The following is a 23,078-nucleotide window of genomic DNA, read 5'->3' as shown; positions in this document are numbered from 1 at the left end:
GCTTCGTCACCAATCAGCCGGCAGAAAAACTCAGTCCTGTGGAAGTAATCAGCTACTACCGGCGTAAAAATAAAATCGAGGAAGCTTTTCGAGAAATCAAGCACTATCTCAAATTACGACCTGTCTTTGTAACCCGGGAGAAGCGGGTCAAAGCCCATGTAGCTATCTGCGTCCTTGGTTACCTGCTGCTTAACACCCTTGACGAAAAATTAGATGACAGTAGTGACACCAGAAGTGCTGTGCAGGTGCTGGAGCAGATGGGGAAATGCCTATTGAACCGTATTGGATTGAAGGGGGACGATAAATACTCAGAGAGCCTCACTGAGGTTACCGAAAATCAACGTGAAACATTGGAAACATTGGGTTGCGGTTATCTTGTGTCGAAGAAATTCCTCCAACCGTTACTGTCAAATTCTAACATGTAGTAGCGAAAATCGCTCTTTCTAAACCAGGAACCCTTGTCACCATTGGCATGGAAATATTTGTCGCCAAACTCGGGTTGCAACAAAAAAAACCCCTAATAGGAGTTTTAAAAGGATTGTGCTCAGCACAAAACCCTTATTCCTACCGTTCTATCCTTCCTGCCGTTTTTAATTTTATGCTTTCCAAATAATTACACCCGTGCTACAAAATCATTACTGCTGTACTCATATTTGTTGATAACCGCTGGATTGGTATTATTTTAACCCGCGGCGGTTCCTCAAGTCAAGTGGTTCGGAGCCTAAAATGTGTTCGGAGCCTAAAAATCACAGAAAAGCCTGTCCCCAGCGACCTGCAGGGACAGGCTTTTAACCATTTCCGCTAATACAGTATTTTAAGGTCTTCTTCTTTTACCCCGCCAAAAACATGCTCGTCGGAGGGAAAAATTCCTTCCTTTACCTCCTGTTTGTATTGCCGCATGGCCTTGACCACTTCTTCTCCCAAGTTGGCATATCTCTTCACAAACTTCGGCGTGAATCTTTCAAACAGGCCCACCATGTCGTGATAGACGAGAACCTGCCCGTCGCAGTATCGTCCCGCGCCTATCCCGATTGTCGGGATCTTCAGCTTCTGGGTGATGATTCTTCCAACCTCTTCAGGCACGCACTCAATTACCAGGGAATAGGCCCCCCCATCCTGGAACGCAAAGGCGGCATTCAGCAGCTCGCGGATGGATTCCATGTCCTTGCCTTGCACCTTAAACCCTCCCAGCTTGGAAACAGTCTGGGGAGTGAGCCCGATGTGCCCCATTACGGGGATCCCGGCATTGACAATGGCCTCCGCAATATCGCCCATTTCCTTTCCGCCTTCAAGCTTTACCGCATCGCAGCCGCCTTCCTTCATCAAACGGGTGGCATTCATGACGGCCTGTTCTTTCGACTGGTTGTAAGAACCAAAGGGCATGTCTCCAACCACCATGGGATTTGAGGCTCCCTTTACCACCGGCCTGATATGGTGGATCATCTGCTCCATGGTGATAGGTACCGTAGAGTCTAATCCCAGAACCGTCATGGCAAGGGAGTCTCCGACCAGTATGACATCCATTCCCGCCTTGTCCGCAAAATATGCGGTCGGGTAGTCATAGGCGGTAATCATGCTGATCTTTTCACCCTTCTCCTTCATTTCCTGGAGTTTCTGAATGGTTACCTTCGCCATTTTCGCCTTCCTCCTTTGGCAATAATTTTTATTTGGGTTTGAGGATAAACATAAACAGGTGGCCTCTCGTTATTTGCCACCCTTGCCGGCGTAAAAGCACGTTTTTAATGTGTTTTCCTTTAATTCTTCTTTCTCTTTTATTATTTCTTTCTGGTGGACGTGAAGGGACTCGAACCCTCGACCTTCTGAATGCGAGCCAGACGCTCTCCCGACTGAGCTACACGCCCACGCTGCACCGATCGATGCTATTATAACACAAAAAGTTTTAACGCGCACTAGTCAACCTCTCTTCCTTCTTCCTTTTCCTCCGCCCTGTTTTTATATAGTGATATTACCGAAACTTCATCATCCCTGATCACCAGGATACCCGTGGGCCGTAAATTTGCGCCGAACCCCACCAGGCCAAACGCCGGGTCCTTGCCGCCGTTTTTTCCTCCCGACGCCAGTCCCAGGCCAACCTCAACCAGGGGGATCAGTTTTATCTCCCCAATAACAACAGGTTTGCCAATCACCGTCTCAGTGCGGAAAACAACCCCAAGTTGTTCAAAAATCATCTCCAACTCTTCATGAAATGACATGAGAATCAGCCTCCCGGGAGGTTTTGAACGTCCTTCTTTTGCTGGCATTATTTTACAGTATACCCCGTGAAGACGCGTTTAAGTCTACCTGCTTTTTTAGAATAGCCAATCCTCGATTTTGCATAAAATAAACATATACACATGGCAACACTCTTGAGACTATTACCGCGAATGCTTTGGAGGAACAATGCTGATACTTGCAATACGCACTATCATCCTGTACTTTTTGGTGGTCCTGGTGATGCGCATAATGGGAAAACCGCAGATAGGGCAGCTCCAACCCTTTGAACTGGTGGTGGCGATCATCATTTCCGAGCTGGCTGCCGTGGCTATGGCCGACCCGGAGGTTCCCCTTCTAAGCGGCATCATTCCCATAGTGATTCTCGCTTTGACCCAGATCACCATCGCTTATGTAACCCTGAAGAGTGAAAGGGCTCGCTCCCTGGTCTGCGGAAGGCCAAGCATCCTTGTCGAAAAGGGAACCATCAACGAAAATGAGCTCAGGCGCCTGCGCATGAACATCAATGACCTCCTCGAACAGCTCCGCGTAAAAAATTTTCCCAATATCTCCGAGGTTGACTACGCCATCATGGAAACCAACGGCGAACTGAGCGTAATCCCGAAGGGGGACGCGCGCCCTGTCACCACAAAAGACCTCGGCATAAACGCCCCTGATCCAGGGCTTCCGCTGACGCTGGTAATTGACGGCAAAATAATCAATGAAAATCTTAAAAGAAGCGGCATAACGCTAAAACAGCTGGGTTCCGCTCTGCAAAAACAGGGTGTGCAGAGCCTAAATGGCCTTTTTTTTGCCAGCATTGACCCACAGGGTGTTATTTCCTGGCAGCTAAAGGAGGAAGCCGTAAAGAAATGAAAAGAGACCACCTTGTTCCCCTGGCCCTTTTCTTCCTTGCTCTCTCAATTATTTTGCTCGGTTGGGGCAACTACCTTCTCCTGGACCGGGACTCCCGCGATCTTTTAGAATCCGTCGGGAAAATGCGGCAAGCGGTGGAAAACGGCGGCTGGGACGATGCGCAAAAAACATTGGACGAGGCAAGGCAAAAATGGCAAAAAATAAACAGGTACTGGCCCATGCTCGTGCACCACGAAGAAATTGACCGTATAGAAGAAAGCATAAATAAGCTGAAGAGCTATCTCGCACACGAGGATAAGACCGAATCGATGGCGGAACTGTACAGCCTGGGTTACTTTCTCAAGCACATCCCGCAAAAAGAGGCCTTTACTCTCAGGAACATCCTGTAAAGCGCCCAAGGTGCCACGTATCGTTTATATGTTTTTTATTGATATATAGGTCGAATTTCTCCTCCCAGCGTTTCCGCAGGACTTCCGCCAGTTTTTCGGCCATTTTCTCCGCGGTGATCTCTGCCCGGATAAATGAACGCACTACCGGGAAGGAAGCCCGCACTTCCTCATGGGGGCCGGGCAGGTTGACAATGGTCGTCAAACCGGCCTGGCCGACGCCGATACGAACCCCGTCCTTAACATGCCGGCCTTCGCCCCGGTTAAACTTGATGATATAAGGTGTCCAAACATCGTCGGCCACTTTGCTCAACGCTTCAATATTGAAATCCTTGTCTTCGGCCCCCACTCCTCCCGTGGTGATAATTAATCCATAGCCTTCGTCAACCGCCCGGTTGAGCCTTGCAGCCGCAATCACAAGGTCATCGGGCAAAACTTTGCCCCGCACAGCCTTAAAACCCTCGCTTTGAAGTTGTTCCACCAGGTAAGGCGTGTTGGTATCTTCAATCAGGCCGTCCCGGACCTCAAAACCGCTGGGGAAAACGATGGCCCGCTTGGCAATCCGGTCCCTTATTTCCCGGCTTATTGTTTCAGCGGCCTTGATAGCCTCCTTGGCCCTTTCTGCGGCCAATTCAAGATAACCGAGAATTCCGGATGAATTTATGCTTGTCTCCGGGAACACGGTCAGTCCCCTGATCTTGGCCAGCTCTCCGAGCAATTCTTTTCCCTTGCCAAAGACCTGTTCGGCTTTGATGTGCCGTTTTAAGACATCCAAGGCAATACTGTCCTCTCTTACGTCGATTACCTGCACCCTGTCGGCGGGAAGGCCCAAAACCCTTGCCGCCGTCCGGGATATCTCGCCCAGGTTGGCGTCATCCAGTTTTACCGGCCGGATATGAATCTCCGTTTTTTCCAGCAAATTTAGTTCCACGGCTGTCTCTCCTTTATCACGTCATAACGGAAATCCAACAGCGGAGCATCGAGAAGCTCCCTGCCTATGTCTACAATGTCCACGTCCTCCTGCTGCAGGCCGGGAAGATCGGCTATCCGCACCCCACCGGCAAAAGCAAGCTTTATTCCGCCCCTGAGCCCTTTCCTGAACAATGCTTCTGAACAGGCCCGCAAATCCGCTATTTTCCCGGTATCAACCATTATAACGCCGGCCCCATGCAATACCGCTTCTACCGCTTCATCTCCTATGGAGCCAGTCTCGCCGCGGATCTGAACCGCCACCGGGTACCTGCGGTCGGCAAGCGTTTGGGCTGCCCGGAGAAGGGCTTCCAGGGAGCCAAAAATGCGAAGATAGTTTTTGTCAAGATAAAGGAAAGGTTCTTCCAAAAGTCGTATTCCTACTCCTCCTATTATCAACGCTGACCGAACCATTTCTTTTGTTTTAAGAGGTATTTTTTTCCATGCGCCGCTGACAATCTTAACACGTCCAGCCATTGCAACCGCAATATTGCCCATAGTTGCAATCCCTGATGCTTTTGAAATCAAACTCAGCAAGCAATCTTCACCCTTAATAATCTGAACCGGGTCGCCGGTCAAGGTGGCTATCTTTTGACCCGGAAAGATTTTTTCGCCTTCTACAGCGTGAAGGTTAACTTCCATACCAAGTTCCCGGGCCTTTTTTTCCAGTTCATTGACTCCGCATAGGACTCCTGATTCAGTCACAGTAATTTCCGCCCATACAACCATTTCCCTTACATCTTTCAGCAATGTCTCCGGAACGTTGGCAAGTTGTGTAGGCAAAAGCTTCTCTCCTACCTTTCATTTCTAGTGTTAATATCATTACGCTTTGACCATATTATGGTTGTAATAACAACCAATCCCATTATAATACCGGGAACATCAGTAAAATGCCCTGGAATTATAAGCATTATCCCTGCGGCGAGCATAATAAACCTCTGCCATCCGGCTAAGCTCTTTAAAAAATAACCTACAGTCGACACAGTCATAAATAACACCCCGGCACAAGCAGTAACCACCGCGAATATTACTTCCATAGCCGTACCAAAACCCAACAGTGCTGGTGAATATACAAAAATATAGGGGACGATGAAGGCCGGTAAAGCTATCCTCCATGCTGCGTAACCAGTGGCGAATGGCTCAGCACCTGCTAAGCTGGCTGCTGCATAAGCTCCCAAGGCCACTGGCGGGGTAATAAACGAATACATGCCAAAAAAGAATACAAAAAAGTGGGAGGCTAAGGGTTGTATACCCATTTTTATCAGTGAAGGCGCAACAAGCACAGCCAAGATAACATAACAAGCGGTAGTAGTCAATCCCATTCCAAGAATAAGCGAAACTACCATCGTCAGCACAAGCAGTAGAATCAAATTCCCTCCGGCCAGGTTGATCAATAAAGTAGAGAGTTGTATGCCAAGTCCCGTGAGAGACAATGAGCCGATGATTATCCCAGCGCATGCCGTAGCCATTATTACCTCTATAGTATTTATAGCAGCTGACTTTAGTATTTCAATGAGTCTCTTAATATTCAACCTATTTTCAGGTTGTATTAAACCGATGATAAAAGCTAGTACTATTGAATAGAAGGCTGCTTTTGTGGGTGACCACTCTAGAGCTACCATCAATAGGATCAGCATTAAAATGGGCAAAATCAAATATCCTTTACCTTTTGCTTTTTCGCGGTATGCCGCCACCCTCTCTTCAGAAAAACCGGTTAGTCTCAATTTTACCGCTTCAAGATCAACAAAGATGAACTCGGCTAAATAATAAAGAAAGGCTGGGATTAACGCAGCTTTCATGACCATTACGAAAGGAATTCGTAAAAACTCAGCAATAATATAGGCTGCTGCGCCCATAACTGGTGGCATGATCTGACCACCGGTCGAACTTACTGCCTCCACGGCGGCTGCCGTTTTATGGCTGTACCCATTTTCTTTCATTAAAGGTATTGTAAAAGTTCCGCTCCCCATTACGTTTGCAATCACACTGCCAGTAAGCGTTCCCATCAGGGCGCTGCCAACAACTGCCGCCTTTGCCGCCCCGCCACGCGTTTTGCCAAACCTGCTCATAACTGCATCTATAAAATACTGGCCTGTTCCCATCCCATTTAGAAAGGAAGTAAAAATGATGAATGTAACAACCACTGTAGCCGACGCTCCCAAAGGAATCCCAAAAATTCCTTCCGTTGTTAAAGTAAAATGACTAATAATCCTGGTAGCATCGAATCCTCCGTGGGCGATAACTACTGGAAAACGATCACCGAAAAGGGCATAGAAAATAGCGGTAATTGCCATCAATGGCAATGGCCAGCCCATTACGCGTCTCGCACCCTCCAAAACCAGAATAATAAGTAAGCCTCCCGCAACTATATCAAGTCTGTTGGTATTACCCAAGCGGTAAGCTATTGCTTCGGAATTAATCAATAAATAACCCCCAACTACCATACTAATCAACGTTATCCCAATATCTGTTATTCCGGGCAATCCTTCTCCTTTGCGTTTACCGAAAGGACAAACCAAAAACACGATCATTAAGCCCAAGGTTAAATGCACCAGTCGCTGTTGCATAGCCGGGAATTCTCTTATACCGGAAGTATATAAATGGAACATGGAAAACAGAACCGCAAACAGCGTGATCATCCCTGCTACCCAGGCCAACCCATTACTCCTGTTATTGTTCATGCCAGTTCCTCCTTGAAAAAGTAAACGCCACATTCGGCATAACCTTTGTTTTCAAAACCAGAAATGCCGTCTCTGGGCACAGCGAATTTATATCCAATTCCCGGCTGTTGCCGAGTAACAACTTGTACTGTGTGCCGTGCCCTAGGGCAAAACGCACAGCATCAAAGTGTTCATTAATCCCTCTAATGACATACCCGTCTGGAATCCTTTCCAGCGGGTAACGTGAATAAGAATCGTAATACCACGCCGCCTGTATGTCCTCAAAAAACAGCTCCCTCAGTACCAGAAAATTTCCTTTCACTGCATATGATTCTTTCTGCCAGACATGATAAATCGAATGCATATATTCAAAAGAAATATCTTCTGCTTTTTTTACGTTTATCAGTGCAAGTTCTTTTTCTCCACTCTGAAGGATTAGCACCTGCACAGGCCAAGCTGCTCCTGCTAAAATAAACAAAAGCACCGGCAACAGCACCAAAACGATATGAGCTCTATTAAGACTCATAAATTTTCCCCTTGAGTTTATGTCCTAAGCTGGCAACAAAATCTTTTGCCGCCAGCTTAGGCATTTTATATTCTTTTATTCCATCGCTTAATCTATTTGATCACGCCTTTTTCTTTGAGATATTTTGACGCCCCTGGATGCAATTCGATGGCGACTCCCTGATTTGCATCCTCAAGGTTCCATTCCAGACCTGCTGGATGGATTTCGCCCATCTCTTTTGTATGCTCAAGAATAACCTTGGTTATGTTATACACTACTTCTTCACTCACTTCAGCATGCGTAATCAAAATTGCCGGCGCTGTCAACACCCAAAGGTCATTGGTTTGTCCTTTGTAGGTGTTTGCTGGTATTTTACCCTTGGAAAAATATGGATATTTCTTTAGAATTTCATCCGCCTTATTTTCCTCCATACCCAAAATCCGAATATTTGTCGTAGTAGTCAGATCCATTACCGAAGAAGTGGGAACTCCTGCAAACACAAAACCGCAGTCTATTGAACCATTTTTCACGGCTTCAGCCATTTCAGCGTAACTAAGAAAAACAGGTTTATAATCCCCTTCCTTTAATCCATAAGCTTCTAATGCCGCCATGGCTACATACATGGAGGGGCTACTTGGTGCGCTTAAGGCTACCTTTTTACCCTTCAGATCTGCCATTGATTTGATCGGCGATTTTTCAAGAACAAGTCCCTGGAGCACGGAGGTATGGCCGGAAACAACTGCCCGGAGTTTCTCATATTTCTCATTTCCCTGAAACTCTCGTTCGCCTTTCATACCAAAAAACGCACTATCAGGCATTGTGATAGCAAAATCCACCTTCCGGGTCCCGACCAATCTTGTATTCTCTGTTGAGGCGGCCGTGGACTGAACAACCAGTTTATACCCCGGAAGGTATTGTTCCACCAGTTTGGCGATCCCGCTGCCGATTACAAAATATGTTCCACCTGAGCCGCCAGTAGCAATGGACAGGGTTTTTTGCGTTTCTGCTTTAGGGGCCTCTTTTTCCGCACTGCCCTTAGAACATCCGGCTGCCAAAACCAAGACCATAACCGCAAAAATAAAGCATACCAGAATTCGATTTTTGTGCATTTCATCATTCCTCCCTAATAATTTAACATAATAATATAGTCTTGATATCAGATTTTGCCTGAAAAAGTCTAATTCAATAGTCCATTTAAATCCCCCTCTCCCCAAATTGATTGTTATTGATTTGCCGGTTCTTTTACTTTAGATAGTTTCTTGAAAAAATTATATTCACGGACACTTTTTAACCTGTTTCGCCTCGTAGATGCCCCCGGCCAAGGCCCGCAAATTGATTTCTTCCGTCCCGGCGGGCGCCCGTTTTAGTATCACTTTCTCCAGGCTCTCCTCGCTCACAATTCCGCTCAAGGACGACAAAACCCCCAGCGCCACCACGTTGGCCAGAATGGCTTTATTGGTTTTCGCGCATGCTATTTCGGTTATCGGGACCATGTAAATATTGCCGGTATTGTTAATCATTGAGATGTCTTTTACAAAGCTGGAATCGACGATGACCAGCGCGCCGTCTTTAACTTCAGGCCCGTATTCGTTTAAAGCGCTCTGCGACATGGCCAGCAGTATATCCGGGTGTTCGATTTCCGCATAGTTTATTTCCTCATCGCTGATGATTACTTCCGACTTGCATTCCCCGCCCCTGGCCTGTACGCCGTATGACTGGTTTTGCGTAACGTTCATGCCCTCGTGGATAGCCACCGCCTCGCCCAGGAGAACGCCGGCCAGGATCAACCCCTGCCCGCCGTACCCGCTTAAGACTATCTCTTTTCTCATTTGCCGCCACCACCTTTTAGCCAGCGCCTTGCTTTTTCTTTCAACTGCTCGTTAGCCTCCACGAATTCCATCCTATCATGGCGGACCAGTATTTCTCCAATAACAAATTTATCCTTCATTTCTTTTGTGCTGAGTTTTGCGGCCTGTTCCACGGGGACGGCGTGTTCTTTTTGCCACATCAGCAGCTGGTAGGGATCGACCATCTTGTTGCGTTTCCCATATCCCGTAGGGCATTGCGTTATCACTTCCACATAACTGAATCCTTTATGCTCCAGGGCGCGGGCGATCAATTTTTCGGTGAGGCTAAGGTGGTACACCGTTCCCCTGGCGACATATGTAGCGCCAGCAGCCTCCATCAACTTACAGACATCAAAAGGATATTCCACGTTTTCATACTGCGCGGTGGAAGCAATGGCGCCGTAAGGAGTCAACGGCGAAAACTGCCCGCCGGTCATCCCGAAAATCTGGTTGTTGATCAATATAACCTTTATATCAATGTTTCTTCTGGCTGCATGAATCAAATGGTTCCCGCCTATTCCAGCCCCGTCCCCGTCGCCGGCCACCACGATAACCTTCATTTCCGGCCTGGCTATCTTGAAGCCGGTGGCAAAACCGACAGCCCGGCCGTGCGTCGTCTGAAACGAATTGAAATCCATAATGTTGTTAACCCGCGAAGAACATCCGATACCGGTGATAACCGTTACCAGATCCCGGTCGATCTTCAATTTGTCGATTGCGCGGATCAAAGCCCCAACTACCGTGCCGTCGCCGCATCCCGGGCACCAGATGTGCGGCAGCATCCCAGGCCGCAAATAATCTCGTACCGTAGCCAATTCATTTCACCGCCTTCACTTTTTCAATGATTTGCTTGGGTGAAACGGCAATGCCGTCCGCCCTGTTGACACCCGCTGCGTCCCGGCCTGAAGCAAGGCGGACCTCGTTGATCAATTGGCCCATGTTCATTTCGGGAACAATGATTTTTTTGGCGCCAGCACAGAACTTCCGGACAATGCCGGCGGGAAACGGCCAGATTGTTTGCAGCTGTAAAAGCCCCGCTTTAATGCCTTCCGAACGAAGCGCTTTTACGGCATCCTTGGCCGAGCGGGCCACGCAGCCATAGGCCACTACCATATACTCGGCGTCCTCAACCTCAAATGTTTTATAGTAGGTCACCCTGTCCTGGAACACCTCAATCTTTTTATGCAGCCTCCGCATCAGCCTGTCGGCGATTTCATGGCCGGAATCCGCCGGGAAACCCCACTCGTTGTGAACATTGCTGCACATGTGGTACCTGTAACCGTTGCCCCTGTCCGCAAATTCCGGCGCACAGTCATCCCCGGCCGCAAAAGGCTTGTATTCACTAGGAGGAAGGCTGGTTCTTTTTCTTTCGATCAGCTTAACCGAAGCGGGATCGGGCAGTTCGACCCTCTCCCGGATGTGACCGACAATGGCGTCCGAGAGTAGGACGACGGGCACCCTCACCATTTCTGAAATGTTGACCGCTTCAATAGTCAGATCAAAAGCCTCTTTCACGTTTGACGGACTCAAAACCACGACCGGGTGGTCCCCGTGAGTACCCCACCTGGACTGCATGACATCGCCCTGCGAGGGATGAGTCGGCATGCCGGAAGCCGGCCCCACCCTCATCACGTTCACAATGACACAAGGTATCTCCACCATGGAAGCGTAACCCAGGTTTTCCTGCATCAATGAAAACCCGGGACCGCTCGTCGCGGTCATGGCCTTAACGCTTCCCATCGAAGCTCCTATAACGGCGGCCATGCTGGCTAGTTCGTCTTCCATCTGCACATACGTGCCGCCCACCTGGGGCATCCTGATGGACATCAACTCGGCGATTTCGCTTGCCGGCGTAATGGGATAACCGGCAAAGAAACGGACCCCGGCAGTTATGCCCGCTTCGACCACAGCCTCGTTTCCCTGCATGAACCGGACTTGTTTTCCCTTGTTCATCAGTCCATCGCCTCCACAATTACTGCAAAATCCGGGCATCTTATCTCACAGGTCTTACAACCCAAGCACCTGTCCTCATTCACAACTTTGAGCTGTCCGGTTGCCGTCAACTCCAGGATGCCGGCAGGACAAAACTTGACGCATATCCCGCACCCTTTGCAAAAGCGCTCTTCCACTACAACCCGGTACTTTTTCGTAGACACGAAGCCGTCTCCTCCTATAATTGTTTCTGGTTCCCGCCGGTTGCCTTCCTGGTGATTCTCCCCGTACGGATGCATTCGCTTCTCAAGGGCCGCCCCACAATTTTTTCCACCATCCGTCCTATTTTCAGGACCCTGTCCACATCAAGCCCCGTTTCAATATTCATCTCGTCCATCATTACCACCATGTCTTCCGTCGACACCAGGCCGACAATATTGGGATCCTGGTAGTAATACTCGCCCGTTCCGGCCACCGGGCAGCCGTCAACGAAATTGGCAGGCTGCCCGCCTATCCCGCCCAGCGTGCTTTCAAAATGAGTTATGCCGGCCTGCAGCGCGGCCAATACGTTGGCCAATCCCCAGCCCCTGGTGACATGAAAATGAGCTATATGAAGTTTAGGATCGGGAACAGCATCCAGCACCCTGCTAAAATATTCATATACCCTGTCCGGTGTGGCTGAACCGTCATGGTCGGCGTGTTCAATATCGTCCGCCCCCAGTTCAAGGTAACGCCTGGTAAACTCGATGGCTTTATCTAACTCCGTCGGCCCTTCTATCGGGCAGCCCCAGATCGTGCTGATGGTGCCATTTATCTTTATCCCCGCGTCATGCGCCTTTTTGATGCATTCTTCTGTCATTTTCCAGTATTCTTTATGATCAAGCCCCGAGTTCTTGATCATGTGGGACCGCGAGGTGGAAACCATTTGCAAGATACGGTCCGGGCCATAGCCCCTTTTCTTCAGTTCGACAGCCCTCTCCACCGCTTTTTCCCTTATAGTGACCGCAGTGAGTTCGACTTCCGGCAGTAATTCTTTTACCCGCTCGCTGGTCCGCACCAGCCTGAACAGTTCGTCGGCATCGGCAAACTGCGGCATGCCTTTCGGGTTCCCAAGGTTGGTCACTTCAAGGCGCTTAAAACCAGCCAGTATTAATTCTTCCAGGCACCATAACTTGGCGTTCGTGGGAATAGTTTTTTCTTCATGTTGAAAACCGTCGCGAACCGTGATATCTCCCAAGACGACTTTTTGGGGTATATTTAAAGCGCCCATTCCCTCTCACTCCCATCAATATCCCATATAAACAGGCCTGCGCTTTTCCATAAACGCTTTCAAGCCCTCTTTGCGGTCCTCTGTGTTCAGGCACGTATTGTAGCATTCGGCCTCGAGTTCAAATGCCGTATTGATATCCAACGCCGACCCCAGGTTTACCGATTTTTTGGCCTGCTGCAAAGCGACCGGGCCGTTTTTGGCTATCTCCTCCATGAACTCCAGCGATTTTTCATAAAACCCCTCCGCCGGGAAAATGCGGCTGACGAGCCCAATTTCGTAAGCCTCCCGCGCGTCTATGCGCCTGCCGGTAAAGATAAGCTCTTTGGCCTTGTTGATGCCGACCATCCGGGGCAGGTTAACGGTCCCCCCACCGCCGGGAATAATCGCCAGCCCGACTTCAGGCAGTCCGAAAACGGCATTCTCCGAAGCGATAATGAAATCGCAGCACATGGCCAGTTCAAAACCGCCCCCCAGGGCCGGGCCATTGACCGCCGCCACCGCCGGCTTGGTGAACCTGGATATTTTGGAGAAACAGTCAACCAAAAGCCTTCTAACCTCTTTTGTTTCCGGCACAGAAAGTGAACTTCTCTCTTTCAAATCCGCCCCGGCGCAAAAGGCGCGGTCGCCTTCGGCGGTGAGAAGAACGGCGACCACGCTCCTGTCCTGTTCCAGTTCTTCAACAGCAGCCTTCAACTCTTGCAGCGTCTTTTTGTCCAGCGCGTTCATCTGCCGGGGACGGTTCAAAGAGATCACCGCCGAAGGACCTTTGACCACAATGATATTCTCGTAACCCATGCCAAAACCACCTGGCCTGATTTCTTTTCAAAGCTGTTTGTCATCTTTCGAATTTGCATTCAACAATTTAAAGTCGAACTCGCTTTTACAATTAGGAACATTTCAGCTTAGTTGTCCAGCGGGAGTTTGATTGCCGGTTCCCTAGCTCTGCTGCTTATCTTGGGCATTCTGTCTGCAACCGGTTAAAGAAAAGTAAGAACAAAAACCATAAGCACCAATAAGCCCACTACTTGCTTTAACCACTTGTTTTTCAAGTTTATCTGCCCCCATTAATCTCTCAATAATTAATTTAATCATTCATTATCCCGCGCTGCCTCAGCCACCTCGGCATTAATCTCCCGTCCACCTCCTCCGCTATTATCGGGGCCAGTTTATGCATATAACCGGCCAGTGCTTCACTGACGTTAAACCCGCCCACGGCCCCGTCAAACACCAATATATTGTCCGTCTTGGCGAATTTTCGCGCGAATTCCACCGCTTTGCGCAGGTTTTCTACCTCAACGGCAAAATCCATAAACAGGGTGTTCTGCTCGCAGCCCCTGAACACGTCGGCCTGTGGACCCACCACCAGGGTGGGCAGCTGCTGCGCAAAGAAAGTCCCCGGATACCCCTTTGAGCAATAGTTAATGATCAAAGCCTTTATGGCGGGGTTGGGCGGGGGCAAAACACCCTGGCGCAAGGGAGTGGGCCCCGGGTACAACATGTCGGTGTAACGGGTAAAGGGAGTGAAGGGAATGTCCAGATCAAATTCGTCCACGTTGGCGTTTAAGAAATTGCCGAAGAGTATGCCGCCGGCAGTCGTGTACGGAATCGGCCCGGGATAATCGATGATCAAGATGACATCCTCAATGCGGCCGAGGAGGGTAATTATCTTGCCGTACCAGGAAAGGTTCAGACGGCTGAAAAGTTTATCCTGTTCCACCAGGTCGTTATCCGCATCAACACCCATTATCCCTGCCGGTCCAACCTGGAGCATCACGGCGCAGACGAACTTCTCCTGCACAAAGGGGGATTCGTATATGGCGCGGGCAATCAGATTTGCGGCCCGGGGCCCCATGCTCTGGTGGAAGGAGGAACGCGTCTCGATAGTGGCGTAGGACATGGCAAAAGGCTTGAACAGTCTTCCCAACTGCCGGTGGTAATGAAGCTCCCGCACGTCATTGTTGTGGGCGTGAATGATCCACTTGGCGGAGTAAGCCTGGGCGATGCCGTACAAGGTCCCCAGCTCGGTTTCAATGGGTACGCCCCTGTCAACCGGCGCTATGCCGGAAGCTTTCCCGTTAAAATACTTGTCAAGCTCGAACTTCTGGATGTATTCCTCAGTCTCACGAAAGCGCAGACCCACGCCGGCCCGGAGGTAAATATTGCCGGTCCGGCACCGTCTTTCCACCTCGTCCCTGATGGTCCTGACCATCTCGGCGTACGCCTCTCCCCCGTAAATGCTGAACCCGTGGTGCGAAGTGAGGATGTTGACCGAATCCCCCGGCTGTATTTTGCTCAAATCGACCTTTTCCAGCGCTTTAACGGTCAGTTTCCGGATGGTTTCCCTGGTTTGCTCGGGGCTCCCTACCGGGATGGGTTTGTCGGCATCCGGAAACAATTCGTGTATTCTTACCCCGACCATCCCCGGCAATGAACAGGCTCGTTCACCCAGCAAGTCCGGAGCCATATTGTATGTAGAAACCCTCGGCCTGGCAGGAGTTAACGTCGCGGCGCCCATTATTCGCTTTCACCCCCCGGAAAGAGTTCGTTCATTTTTTCTTGATCTTCAGCCAGGTAATACTGTTTGCCGTATTTTTGCATGACCTTCTCCGGGATCTCCCAGATGGTAGCCATTTTGCCGTACCACTGGTACCCCGGCGCCTGTCTTAATTCTATGCCCGCGGCTTGAAGCAGCCTGATAACACCCGTTATGCACAAGACGCCGCAGCCTGTCCGGGCCCCGGTCATCTTGGCCACCTTTTCCGGCGTATCTGCTCCGGATAAAATCGCTGCCGCTATTTCCTTGGCCTGGATGCGGTGACAAAAACAGACCACCTGGTCGGGGTACATGTGAGCCTTATGACAAATGGCGGCAATCTCTTCCCCGCCGGAGATCTTGCCGGCATCCATGCCGACCTCTAGGGGTGAACACCGCTCTTCCAGGCAGATCGCGTGCTGCGGGCAGCGGGTTGCGCATATGCCGCAGGCCTGGCACTCATCCTGCTCGATTTTGGCCACCCTGTGTCCTTCTACATTAACCACGGAAATAGCAACAACCGGGCAAATACGAGCGCAGGTTTCACACCCTGTGCATTTCTTTCCGTCCACGACTGCGGTCTTGGTAACAGCCCTCACTTTTTAACCCCCTCGCAGTGTCTATATATTAGCATTTCATAATTGGTATACCATTTGTTTTATTGCGGTATATTATTAGCTACTTATAATATATTAGAGAATATCTTTTCAGTCAAGCCAAAAGTACTCATTAGACATCATGCAAATTGCAAATACGCCTAAATATGCTCATACAATAAATCTGCCCAAAAGCGATGCTGGTATACCGCACATTTGTTGATTTTCCGGCAAACAAAAAAAGGGCATATGGCCCCTTTAGTCTCTCTTTCCCTGGTCACCTGTCGATTTCCAATTCTTTCAATACCCTGATCACGTTTAAAAATCCTTCCGTTTTCTGCTTGTAGATGATGTCAGCCGCTCTGCCGTCATGCTCTTCAAGCAGCTTTACCAGTTCGACGTGTTCCCTATTGGACAATTTCAGCCTTTCCGGAAACATGGAGAACACCCACCTGGTCCGCTCACTCCTGTCCCACAAATCTTCAATCATATTATAAATCAGTTCGGCCTGGCTGCTCCGGTAAATGGTCAAATGAAATTCCTTGTTGATAATACCGTACTGGTTGACATTACCCGCCTGCCTCTCGGCTTCCATTTTGTCTATTAAGGTATAAAGCTTTTTGATGGTCTTTCGGTCGATTTTTTCAGCAGCCATCCTTGTTGCCAGCGTTTCCAGTTCCCGCCTGATAAGCATCAGTTGTTCCAGTTCATTCAGATCAAGTTTTTTTACCCGCACGCCGACATTGGGAGTTGTTTCGACCAGCCCGATCGACTCAAGGCGTTTTATCCCTTCCCGTATCGGGATTTTGCTGATGCCCAGTTCTTCTCCCACTTTTTGCAGGTTGATGTACTCCCCCGGTTTTAGTTCGTTCGCTAAAATTTTTTCTTTAAGATACTTGTAAACAAGTTCCGATTTGCTCACAGGATTCGTCATGTTCATTCCTTTCTTTCATTAATTAATTAATATTGTGCCATTATGAATTAAATACGACCCTCCTGTGGTATATTATTCTATAAAACAAAATATACTAGTTGATTATTATAGTCAAGACCTGAAACGCTTTTTTCCTTTATTTTGCAGCATTCAAGAATTATATCTTTCCAATTGTCTTGTAAAAACATTAAAAGGCACTATTTCCAGGAGTAATTTTTACTGTATTAATAAACGGAAGACCAATGGATACAAAAAATGTTAATACAAGTATACCTGATACGATTTTTTGACGGTTTTTTATTATAATATCTATTTCAATGGTATCGAATAAAACATATGTCCCAAAATTATTTCCCTGACAATATCAACTTTATCTTATGGTTAATTAAGAACTCACTTGAAGACCTTTTGGATGAGGTCTTTTTATCTTCTGAAAATAACAGCGTGAAGTAGCTGGTCGTTGGAATGAGGTCGTTTTTCAAAAGAATACCGGAATTGGTGTGGTCCAGTATTTGAAACTGCCTGTTCCCTCTTTTCTCGGCATCACGCAGGACCAAGGCTAAACAAGCCGGAGAGTCGAGGTGGTCGTTGCCCATGCTGTAAAGCTTGTTGTAATCGAAGTCCCGCATCGCTTTTAAGGTGATCTCATCCTTATACTCTGCCGCCTGCCTGGTCAGGTAGTGGGAAAAGTCTACCGAGGCAACCAGGACGGCCCCTTCGTCCAGGTAAGGTTGAACAGCTGCTAGGAGAAAGTCGATCTCTTTCAAGGATACGTCACGGTGGAGGATGAGAGGAACAACGCGGGCTTCAGGAAGGTAATGCCCAATAAAGGGGATAACAGATCCCACCGAATGTTCCCCGGAAAGGGTGCCTTCGTCCCGCACGGCCGCGCCTTTTTCCAGTAAGGTTTTAACAACCCGGGAATCTGTTCTCACAATCCCTTCCGGCGTCTCCCAGTCATAGAACCCGGTGATCACCCTGGCCCCCAGGTTCCGGTGGTTGGGTCCGGCCACGATTACCACTCCGGGATGCTGCAAAGCCAAGGCTTCCATAAATCTTGCCGTCAGGCGGCCGGCCAGCAGGTGGTGCGGCACCACACCGCCCCTGGCGGCCCCTTTTATTTCCACGGCTCCTTCCGGCTCCTGCCGGGAAAGACAGCGCGCCAGTTCTTCCCCCGTTACGAATATGTTTTTATGAGCAGGGTTGGGAACCGCTTTTCGCTCAACCGGCTTCCCTGCCGGGCAGCCGGAAACCGCCAGCAGGAGAACTATTAGCCCCAGGATTGACAGCCGTTTTCTCATTTGATGACGACCCTGCCCCCGCCGCCCGCTGCGCATATTTTATCGCTCCTGGCATTGCTTAAAAGCGGTGGCTCGGCCTTGTATTCTCCCGGCGAAACCACCCTGGCGTAGTATACCAGCTTGCCGCTGCCTTTGGACACGGCAAAAGTAAGCTTCTGACCCTTGACCGCCGTGGGAAAGGCAAGGTCCTTGCTGGTCTTCTCATTCCGCACATAAGGCCGGGAAACGTAGCGCAGGCCGGCCGGCAGCACATCGACTATCTCGTACGTTCCCGCCGGCGCCTTTTCCCCGATGTCGTAATTGATGACAACCTCAACCAGGTCGGAGCGTCCCAGGGCATCAACCTCTTGGTTATTGACCCTGTAGCTGCGTTTTATGGTCAAACCGTCCTGCCCTTCAATTTCTTTCGCCTCGCAGGGAACCGTGAAGGTGACAACCACGCCCGCTTTCCCCTGCACCCCGCTGAACTTGAGAGTGTCCGCTTCGCCCGGCAGAACCGTAAGCCTGAACGTTTCCTGGCCTTTTAAAGACCTGGTGAAGCTTTCGCCCCTGTACTCGCAAGTGAAGCTGACCGGATCGGGTTCCATATACTGCAGGTTGTACTTAAGGATCAAGGCCTGTTCGACCAGGTTTAGCCTGTCCCGGCCCTGGTTCTCCAGCAGGTACTGGTAGAGCTTGTTCTTCTGGGGATGGTCCAGCCTTGCGGCCAGAAGGGACATCCGGGTGGTGGCCTGGATAATCTCGTCCTGGTCCCGGCCCACGTTTATCCGCATGGTGGAACCAAGATCTTCGCCGTATTCTTTGAGCAGTTCTTCAAAAGTTTGCTTCCCGACCGGACCGTTGCCCAAATCAAGGCTGGCCAAGGCCAGGTTGATTTTTTCCTCTGCCGACAAACCATTCTCTTTCAACATCTCGTTGACCTGCAGCAGGACGGGCTCGTTTAACGCGCCTAATCCCCACAGCGCCGCGCTCCTGTCGCGCTCTTTTTCTTCGTCTTCCAGCACCCTGTAAAAATAGCCGGCCATCGCCCTGCCGTCCAGGTACAGGCTCGAGCAGGAAGCCGCCAAGGCCGTGAGATAAAGATCGCTTTCCGCGTAAGGAAGTATGGAAATGCCCCCGTCCTGCTGCTGGAAGCGCAGCAGTGAGCCGGGTTCAGTATTTCCGTGTACAAAACAGTCTTTTTCCTCCGGGAAGTACTGTTCCAGAAGGCGGCGCGCTTCCATCGCCGCCAGCTGCTGCTCAAAGCGGCTCCCGTCCTGCCAGGCCAGCTGGCAGATGCCCCTTAGGTACTGGCTTTTCTCATAATCGCTGAAAACAAGAGTTGCCGGTTCTTTTTGATCTTTCAGTCCTTCCGGAACATAGCCGTCCGCCAGCTGCGCCTGCCGGGTGACTGACCTTTCAAGAAGGGTTTTGACAGCCTTAAACTGTTTGCTCAGCCGGTCGCTGTAATCCCCGCAATTCCCTTCCACAGTAAGGCTGTAGCTGCCTTCCTGCAGCGGCGGCAGAACCCAATCGAAAGGAGTAAAGGATGTTCCTTCTCCAGCAGAGATTAACTCCTTTCCTTCCGGCGTAACCAGCTTCATCCGGTAGGAAACCGGAGCCCCGGCAGCCAGTTTGTCACCGTATGAACGCACTACCACCACGGGCGCATCCTCTTCGAGGTAAGTGTCGTTTGCCACCAGGTCCACAAAGTAGGGCAGGCGCACGGGCAGCCGGGCGGCGCCGCTTCCCGCCAGGAGGTCGGAAGTCACGGCATGAGAGGTTATCCGCCAGGAGGTGAGATTGTCGGGCAGCCTGAATTCGGTGCCGGCTTTCCCTTCATCGTCCGTGTGCAGCGTAACAAACAGCACCGTATCGCGGAAGTCCTTGCGCACCCCTTCTCCTTCGCCCCCACTTTCCGCTCCCCCGCCAGAACCTGGACGGCAGTGGGATTTTCGGGTATAAAGGACAGTATGGATATAGTCGGTGTAAAGAGAATCCAGCAGGTTGACACTCTGGTCGCGCAGGCTGTAGAGGGCCTCATCAACCAGGTTGATGTTGACGGCGGCCCGGACGGGCCTGTTCTCCCTGTCGGTCACCACCACGTTAAGGCCCACTTTTTCCCCGGGGCGGTACTCTTCCTTGTCTGTTTCAATTCTAACCCGGAGGGTCCTGTTTTCCCTGGCAAACGGGACAAGACATGCCTCGGTTTCCCGGAAAGAGACCCCGTCAAAGTATACGCCGTATACGTTGACATTCGGTATATACTCTGCGGCAAAGGTAAAGCTGTACCAGGGATTCCCCGTCACCTCGTAGGAGTCAATGTTTTTTTGGCCGCGGAAATAGATGAATCCTTTTTCCCTGAGCAGCAGCTCCTTTTCATTTTCCATGAAAGTAAGCCGCACTTCGTCGCCCTGCTCAAACCCTTTTTCCCGCCCCGGCAAAGCCAGGTAATACCGCTTGTAGTCGTATGCTTCGGGCCGGCCGGCTCCGGGAACCTGCAGCCTCTTCTTGAACAGGCGGCCCTCATCGTCTTCTGCCGTCAGCTCCAGGTGGTACGAATTGGTCCGGTCCAGCTTCCCGCTGTAGCTGCCTTTCCCGCTGTCATCCGTGACCAGGCTGAAATCGGAAATATGCCTGGTCGAGTACTTGTAGTCATAAGCTTTAACGACTTTCTTGCTGATGAAGTCATAGTATTCGCCTGTTTCGACTTTCGTCCAGACATCCTGGTAAACGCTTCCCCTGACAAGCACGCTGCCTGCCGGCCCGGCCAGGAAGTTCTCTTCCGCGGGATACTCGCCGGCATTGATCTTGCTCAAATCAACGCTGGAAAGCGTGACGTTCACTGAAAACCGGTCGCCCTGGCGGGACACCTCCCCGTCAAGGTAGACCCTGCTCCTGAAGACATAGATGCTGTCGGAGGCGGAAATCTCGCCCGCCTCGGGCAGGTTCGCGCTTACACCTATAAACTGGCAGTCATGGGGAGCGTATTGTTCTCTCTCTACCTGCCCGAGGTAAGGGATGCGGGCCGTTCCCCTGTCTTTCGTCGTTACTGTGCCGTTTTTGCCTCCGATCCGGTAGTTTAAGCTTAGGCCGGGAACCGGAGTCCCTTCGAAAAAGGTGGCCTGTACCTGGAAATTCATTCCTTCCCCGGTGAAAATAGCCCTCTTCTCCGGCTTGACCTCCAGCCGGTAGGCCGGTTTTTCATAGGTTTCCACGGAAAAGCCGCGCGAGAGGATGTTCGTTTCTCCAAGCTTAACCTGGAGGTAGTAGTAGCCCGGCTTGAGGACCGGCAGCCGGATGCTTCCTTCATAGGTCTTGTCCTTCAAAGGGACTTTAATCCTCATTATGGGGCTTTCCTCCGCCCCTTCATAAAGCGGACCGTCGGTGCCTCTCAATTCAACAAGGACTTCTTCCGGCTCACGCGTTCCACTGGTCCGGGAGGCCAGCACGCCCCAAAAATGCAGTTCGTCGCCAGGTTTAAACAGTTCACGTTCCAGGTAGAGGTATTTCCAGTAATCCCGGGCGCCGGAATAATCCTCGAACGAATAGAACGGCCAGCCGGCTTTCAAGGGAACGACGACCTCGCGGCTGCCTGTGCTCACCCAGGCGTAAACGCAGCCGCCGGTTCCGGCTGCGCCGGCAAATCCCCGGTTGATTACAGCCGCTCCCCCCTCGTCGGTGAAAGCGGTGCTGCTTGCCCCGGCCACTTCGACCTTGGCCCCGGCAGCCGGTTTTTTCTCCTGCAGGTCGTTCACCCAGAGCAAGGTCTTTTCCTCTCCAAGAGCCGAATACGTGGCGAGGTCGCTTACCTGGAACCAGACCTGGCGCGCGCATTCGCCGGACTTCAGCTCGGCGACATAGTAACCGGGGGGCAGGCTTTCCGGGAAAGCCACATAATGATTGTAATTATTGACGCTTAAAAATTCTGTCTGATAACGCGCCGCCTGCATTAAACCGCTCAAATCCGCCCGGTAGTTCCTTAAAACCTGGTAGGACCATTCGGGGATTTTATCCCTGTCCTCCAGGGCCCGGATAAAAGCCTGGTGGTCGGGATACCTGTACACGCTGATCTCGAGGGGAGGAATTACGGGTTTATCCTGCGTTTTCGTTTTCAGGTAGTACCCGGAAGAAAAATAAGTGTAAAAAACCGGCGCTTCTCCCACGGCAAACTCACAAAGGCCGGTATCCATCTCGAAAGCGAAAGCTTTTGTGGATTCCTGGCCGGAAGCGGTTTCGAAGCCAAAGGTGTAATCCTCCTCCAGGATTCCCTCGCTTCCCTTGATGGGAAGCCCTTTTTTCACCGTCACCGTGTATAGGGTGGACGGCTGGAGCTTGTCGGGCACAAAAACCAGTGTTTTTTTGTGCTGCTCGAAGCGACCTTCTACCTGGGGAGAAATACAAAAATAATCCTTTATTTTGGAGAAGTCGTAATTTTCATGGGAGAAGGTCACTTCAATCCCGGTATCAAGCGGCACGTGGGTCGTTCGCTCCCGGGGCAGGGAGCCCGCGACGCGGAACTTGCCCTTGGTTTGGAAGGCCCAGCTCAAGCTCTCCCTGCCTTTGCCGCTGGTATCGAAAGAAAACCGGTAGACAGTATTGGCCGCCAGCTTTTGGCTGGGAATAATCCGGTATTCCTTCCCGCCCGCCTGTTTTTCCAAGCTGTAGGAAAACGCGGGCTTGATTCTCAAGGTGCCGCGCACCGTTTTTTCATCCAAGGGCTGCCGGCTGGTCAGGAGAAAAGCGGTGCCCGTGTCCACCCCCGTTTTATCCTCCTGGAGAGCCCGGATGCTTACCTCGGCAGCAGCAACAGGCTTATTCAGGAAAAGACCCACCCTGTCCATTCCCCAAAAAACGGCGGCAAACATGAAAACAACAAGGGCAAGACTGGCCACGACCAGCAACCTGTTCATCGTTTTCTTTCCCGGCGTCCTTCCGCCGCCCAATAAGCCAACCCTCTTTTCCTGTTTCCCTTCCATCGCAACTCCTCCCCTACCACCCGTATATGCGCTTTTGCGGCAAAGCGCCGCAAAACACATACTGACATGGCCGCACGCTTTTTAAACAAATAAAAGACAA

General features: G+C 50.6%; 22 protein-coding genes and 1 tRNA gene. 3 read left to right on the top strand and 20 right to left on the bottom strand.

What is annotated here, in order from left to right; genetic code table 11:
• Positions 1–425: transposase (locus NUV48_04965; GenBank protein ID MCR4441491.1), on the top strand; the 425-nt coding region annotated here is incomplete at its 5' end.
• Positions 426–801: 376 nt separating this feature from the next.
• Here NUV48_04965 and panB read toward each other — a convergent pair.
• From panB to NUV48_04950, 3 genes are all read right to left on the bottom strand, one after another.
• Positions 802–1,635, bottom strand: a complete 834-nt coding sequence (gene panB, locus NUV48_04960) for a 3-methyl-2-oxobutanoate hydroxymethyltransferase (protein ID MCR4441490.1) — start codon at positions 1,633–1,635, stop codon at positions 802–804.
• A gap of 151 nt (positions 1,636–1,786) precedes the next feature.
• Positions 1,787–1,862: transfer RNA gene (locus tag NUV48_04955), tRNA-Ala, on the bottom strand.
• Positions 1,863–1,910: 48 nt separating this feature from the next.
• Positions 1,911–2,213: a spore germination protein GerW family protein gene (locus tag NUV48_04950; protein MCR4441489.1), complete on the bottom strand. Its 303-nt coding sequence runs from the start codon at positions 2,211–2,213 to the stop codon at positions 1,911–1,913.
• Between the two features lie 187 nt (positions 2,214–2,400).
• Here NUV48_04950 and NUV48_04945 point away from each other — a divergent pair, with 187 nt between their 5' ends.
• On the top strand, positions 2,401–3,087 hold the full coding sequence (locus NUV48_04945; protein ID MCR4441488.1) for a DUF421 domain-containing protein: 687 nt from the start codon (positions 2,401–2,403) through the stop codon (positions 3,085–3,087).
• On the top strand, positions 3,084–3,476 hold the full coding sequence (locus NUV48_04940; protein ID MCR4441487.1) for a DUF4363 family protein: 393 nt from the start codon (positions 3,084–3,086) through the stop codon (positions 3,474–3,476). The genes NUV48_04945 and NUV48_04940 overlap by 4 nt, the downstream gene beginning before the upstream one ends.
• On the opposite strand, the gene NUV48_04935 is transcribed toward NUV48_04940, so the two are convergent.
• From NUV48_04935 to NUV48_04855, 17 genes are all read right to left on the bottom strand, one after another.
• Entirely contained in the window at positions 3,460–4,404 is a 945-nt protein-coding gene (locus NUV48_04935) for a molybdopterin-binding protein (protein MCR4441486.1), read from the bottom strand. The genes NUV48_04940 and NUV48_04935 overlap by 17 nt on opposite strands.
• Positions 4,395–5,225, bottom strand: coding sequence for a hypothetical protein (locus NUV48_04930; protein MCR4441485.1), 831 nt, complete (start codon positions 5,223–5,225; stop codon positions 4,395–4,397). The genes NUV48_04935 and NUV48_04930 overlap by 10 nt, the downstream gene beginning before the upstream one ends.
• 11 nt (positions 5,226–5,236) lie before the next feature.
• Positions 5,237–7,123 carry a TRAP transporter fused permease subunit gene (locus NUV48_04925; protein MCR4441484.1) on the bottom strand — a complete coding sequence of 629 codons (1,887 nt, stop codon included), beginning with the start codon at positions 7,121–7,123 and terminating at the stop codon, positions 5,237–5,239.
• Entirely contained in the window at positions 7,113–7,628 is a 516-nt protein-coding gene (locus tag NUV48_04920; GenBank protein MCR4441483.1) for a DUF1850 domain-containing protein, read from the bottom strand. Before NUV48_04920 ends, NUV48_04925 begins: the two co-directional genes overlap by 11 nt.
• A 92-nt stretch (positions 7,629–7,720) precedes the next feature.
• Positions 7,721–8,716: a TAXI family TRAP transporter solute-binding subunit gene (locus NUV48_04915; GenBank protein MCR4441482.1), complete on the bottom strand. Its 996-nt coding sequence runs from the start codon at positions 8,714–8,716 to the stop codon at positions 7,721–7,723.
• Between the two features lie 165 nt (positions 8,717–8,881).
• The gene (locus NUV48_04910) at positions 8,882–9,436 is read right to left on the bottom strand and encodes a 2-oxoacid:acceptor oxidoreductase family protein (GenBank protein MCR4441481.1); all 555 of its coding nucleotides are present in this window, start codon (positions 9,434–9,436) and stop codon (positions 8,882–8,884) included.
• The gene (locus tag NUV48_04905) at positions 9,433–10,269 is read right to left on the bottom strand and encodes a thiamine pyrophosphate-dependent enzyme (GenBank protein ID MCR4441480.1); all 837 of its coding nucleotides are present in this window, start codon (positions 10,267–10,269) and stop codon (positions 9,433–9,435) included. The genes NUV48_04910 and NUV48_04905 overlap by 4 nt, the downstream gene beginning before the upstream one ends.
• Before the next feature lies 1 nt (position 10,270).
• Complete coding sequence (locus NUV48_04900; protein ID MCR4441479.1) at positions 10,271–11,407, bottom strand: 2-oxoacid:acceptor oxidoreductase subunit alpha; 1,137 nt, start codon at positions 11,405–11,407, stop codon at positions 10,271–10,273.
• Entirely contained in the window at positions 11,407–11,610 is a 204-nt protein-coding gene (locus tag NUV48_04895) for a 4Fe-4S binding protein (protein MCR4441478.1), read from the bottom strand. Before NUV48_04895 ends, NUV48_04900 begins: the two co-directional genes overlap by 1 nt.
• Before the next feature lie 14 nt (positions 11,611–11,624).
• Complete coding sequence (locus NUV48_04890; GenBank protein ID MCR4441477.1) at positions 11,625–12,656, bottom strand: pyruvate carboxyltransferase; 1,032 nt, start codon at positions 12,654–12,656, stop codon at positions 11,625–11,627.
• A 15-nt stretch (positions 12,657–12,671) separates the two neighbouring features.
• A complete protein-coding gene (locus tag NUV48_04885) occupies positions 12,672–13,451 on the bottom strand; it encodes an enoyl-CoA hydratase-related protein (protein ID MCR4441476.1) in 780 nt (259 codons plus the stop codon).
• Between the two features lie 141 nt (positions 13,452–13,592).
• Positions 13,593–13,748 carry a hypothetical protein gene (locus NUV48_04880; GenBank protein MCR4441475.1) on the bottom strand — a complete coding sequence of 52 codons (156 nt, stop codon included), beginning with the start codon at positions 13,746–13,748 and terminating at the stop codon, positions 13,593–13,595.
• The gene (locus NUV48_04875; protein MCR4441474.1) at positions 13,741–15,171 is read right to left on the bottom strand and encodes a hypothetical protein; all 1,431 of its coding nucleotides are present in this window, start codon (positions 15,169–15,171) and stop codon (positions 13,741–13,743) included. Before NUV48_04875 ends, NUV48_04880 begins: the two co-directional genes overlap by 8 nt.
• Entirely contained in the window at positions 15,171–15,788 is a 618-nt protein-coding gene (locus NUV48_04870) for a (2Fe-2S)-binding protein (GenBank protein ID MCR4441473.1), read from the bottom strand. The genes NUV48_04875 and NUV48_04870 overlap by 1 nt, the downstream gene beginning before the upstream one ends.
• Positions 15,789–16,062: 274 nt before the next feature.
• Positions 16,063–16,719 (bottom strand): GntR family transcriptional regulator, encoded by a 657-nt coding sequence (locus NUV48_04865; protein MCR4441472.1) that lies wholly within the window; start codon positions 16,717–16,719, stop codon positions 16,063–16,065.
• Between the two features lie 347 nt (positions 16,720–17,066).
• The gene (gene amrB / locus NUV48_04860; protein MCR4441471.1) at positions 17,067–18,020 is read right to left on the bottom strand and encodes an AmmeMemoRadiSam system protein B; all 954 of its coding nucleotides are present in this window, start codon (positions 18,018–18,020) and stop codon (positions 17,067–17,069) included.
• The gene (locus tag NUV48_04855) at positions 18,017–22,978 is read right to left on the bottom strand and encodes an Ig-like domain-containing protein (GenBank protein ID MCR4441470.1); all 4,962 of its coding nucleotides are present in this window, start codon (positions 22,976–22,978) and stop codon (positions 18,017–18,019) included. The genes amrB and NUV48_04855 overlap by 4 nt, the downstream gene beginning before the upstream one ends.
• Positions 22,979–23,078 lie beyond the last annotated feature (100 nt).

It is taken from the genome of Peptococcaceae bacterium, from assembly GCA_024655825.1.
Classification (GTDB): Bacteria; Bacillota; Peptococcia; order DRI-13; family PHAD01; genus JANLFJ01.
The sequence above is the reverse complement of the archived record's forward strand: the minus strand, read 5'-3'. Positions and strand labels throughout refer to the sequence as shown.

Bases quoted from the DNA above. Each gene is read 5' to 3' on its own strand.
- NUV48_04885 (MCR4441476.1), bottom strand. From the start codon at position 13,451: ATGGGTTACGAGAATATCATTGTGGTCAAAGGTCCTTCGGCGGTGATC.
- NUV48_04915 (MCR4441482.1), bottom strand. From the start codon at position 8,716: ATGCACAAAAATCGAATTCTGGTATGCTTTATTTTTGCGGTTATGGTC.
- NUV48_04940 (MCR4441487.1), top strand. From the start codon at position 3,084: ATGAAAAGAGACCACCTTGTTCCCCTGGCCCTTTTCTTCCTTGCTCTC.
- NUV48_04950 (MCR4441489.1), bottom strand. From the start codon at position 2,213: ATGTCATTTCATGAAGAGTTGGAGATGATTTTTGAACAACTTGGGGTT.
- NUV48_04890 (MCR4441477.1), bottom strand. From the start codon at position 12,656: ATGGGCGCTTTAAATATACCCCAAAAAGTCGTCTTGGGAGATATCACG.
- NUV48_04925 (MCR4441484.1), bottom strand. From the start codon at position 7,123: ATGAACAATAACAGGAGTAATGGGTTGGCCTGGGTAGCAGGGATGATC.
- NUV48_04945 (MCR4441488.1), top strand. From the start codon at position 2,401: ATGCTGATACTTGCAATACGCACTATCATCCTGTACTTTTTGGTGGTC.
- NUV48_04910 (MCR4441481.1), bottom strand. From the start codon at position 9,436: ATGAGAAAAGAGATAGTCTTAAGCGGGTACGGCGGGCAGGGGTTGATC.
- panB (MCR4441490.1), bottom strand. From the start codon at position 1,635: ATGGCGAAGGTAACCATTCAGAAACTCCAGGAAATGAAGGAGAAGGGT.
- NUV48_04880 (MCR4441475.1), bottom strand. From the start codon at position 13,748: ATGATTAAATTAATTATTGAGAGATTAATGGGGGCAGATAAACTTGAA.
- NUV48_04855 (MCR4441470.1), bottom strand. From the start codon at position 22,978: ATGGAAGGGAAACAGGAAAAGAGGGTTGGCTTATTGGGCGGCGGAAGG.
- NUV48_04900 (MCR4441479.1), bottom strand. From the start codon at position 11,407: ATGAACAAGGGAAAACAAGTCCGGTTCATGCAGGGAAACGAGGCTGTG.
- NUV48_04865 (MCR4441472.1), bottom strand. From the start codon at position 16,719: ATGACGAATCCTGTGAGCAAATCGGAACTTGTTTACAAGTATCTTAAA.
- NUV48_04920 (MCR4441483.1), bottom strand. From the start codon at position 7,628: ATGAGTCTTAATAGAGCTCATATCGTTTTGGTGCTGTTGCCGGTGCTT.
- NUV48_04875 (MCR4441474.1), bottom strand. From the start codon at position 15,171: ATGGGCGCCGCGACGTTAACTCCTGCCAGGCCGAGGGTTTCTACATAC.
- amrB (MCR4441471.1), bottom strand. From the start codon at position 18,020: ATGAGAAAACGGCTGTCAATCCTGGGGCTAATAGTTCTCCTGCTGGCG.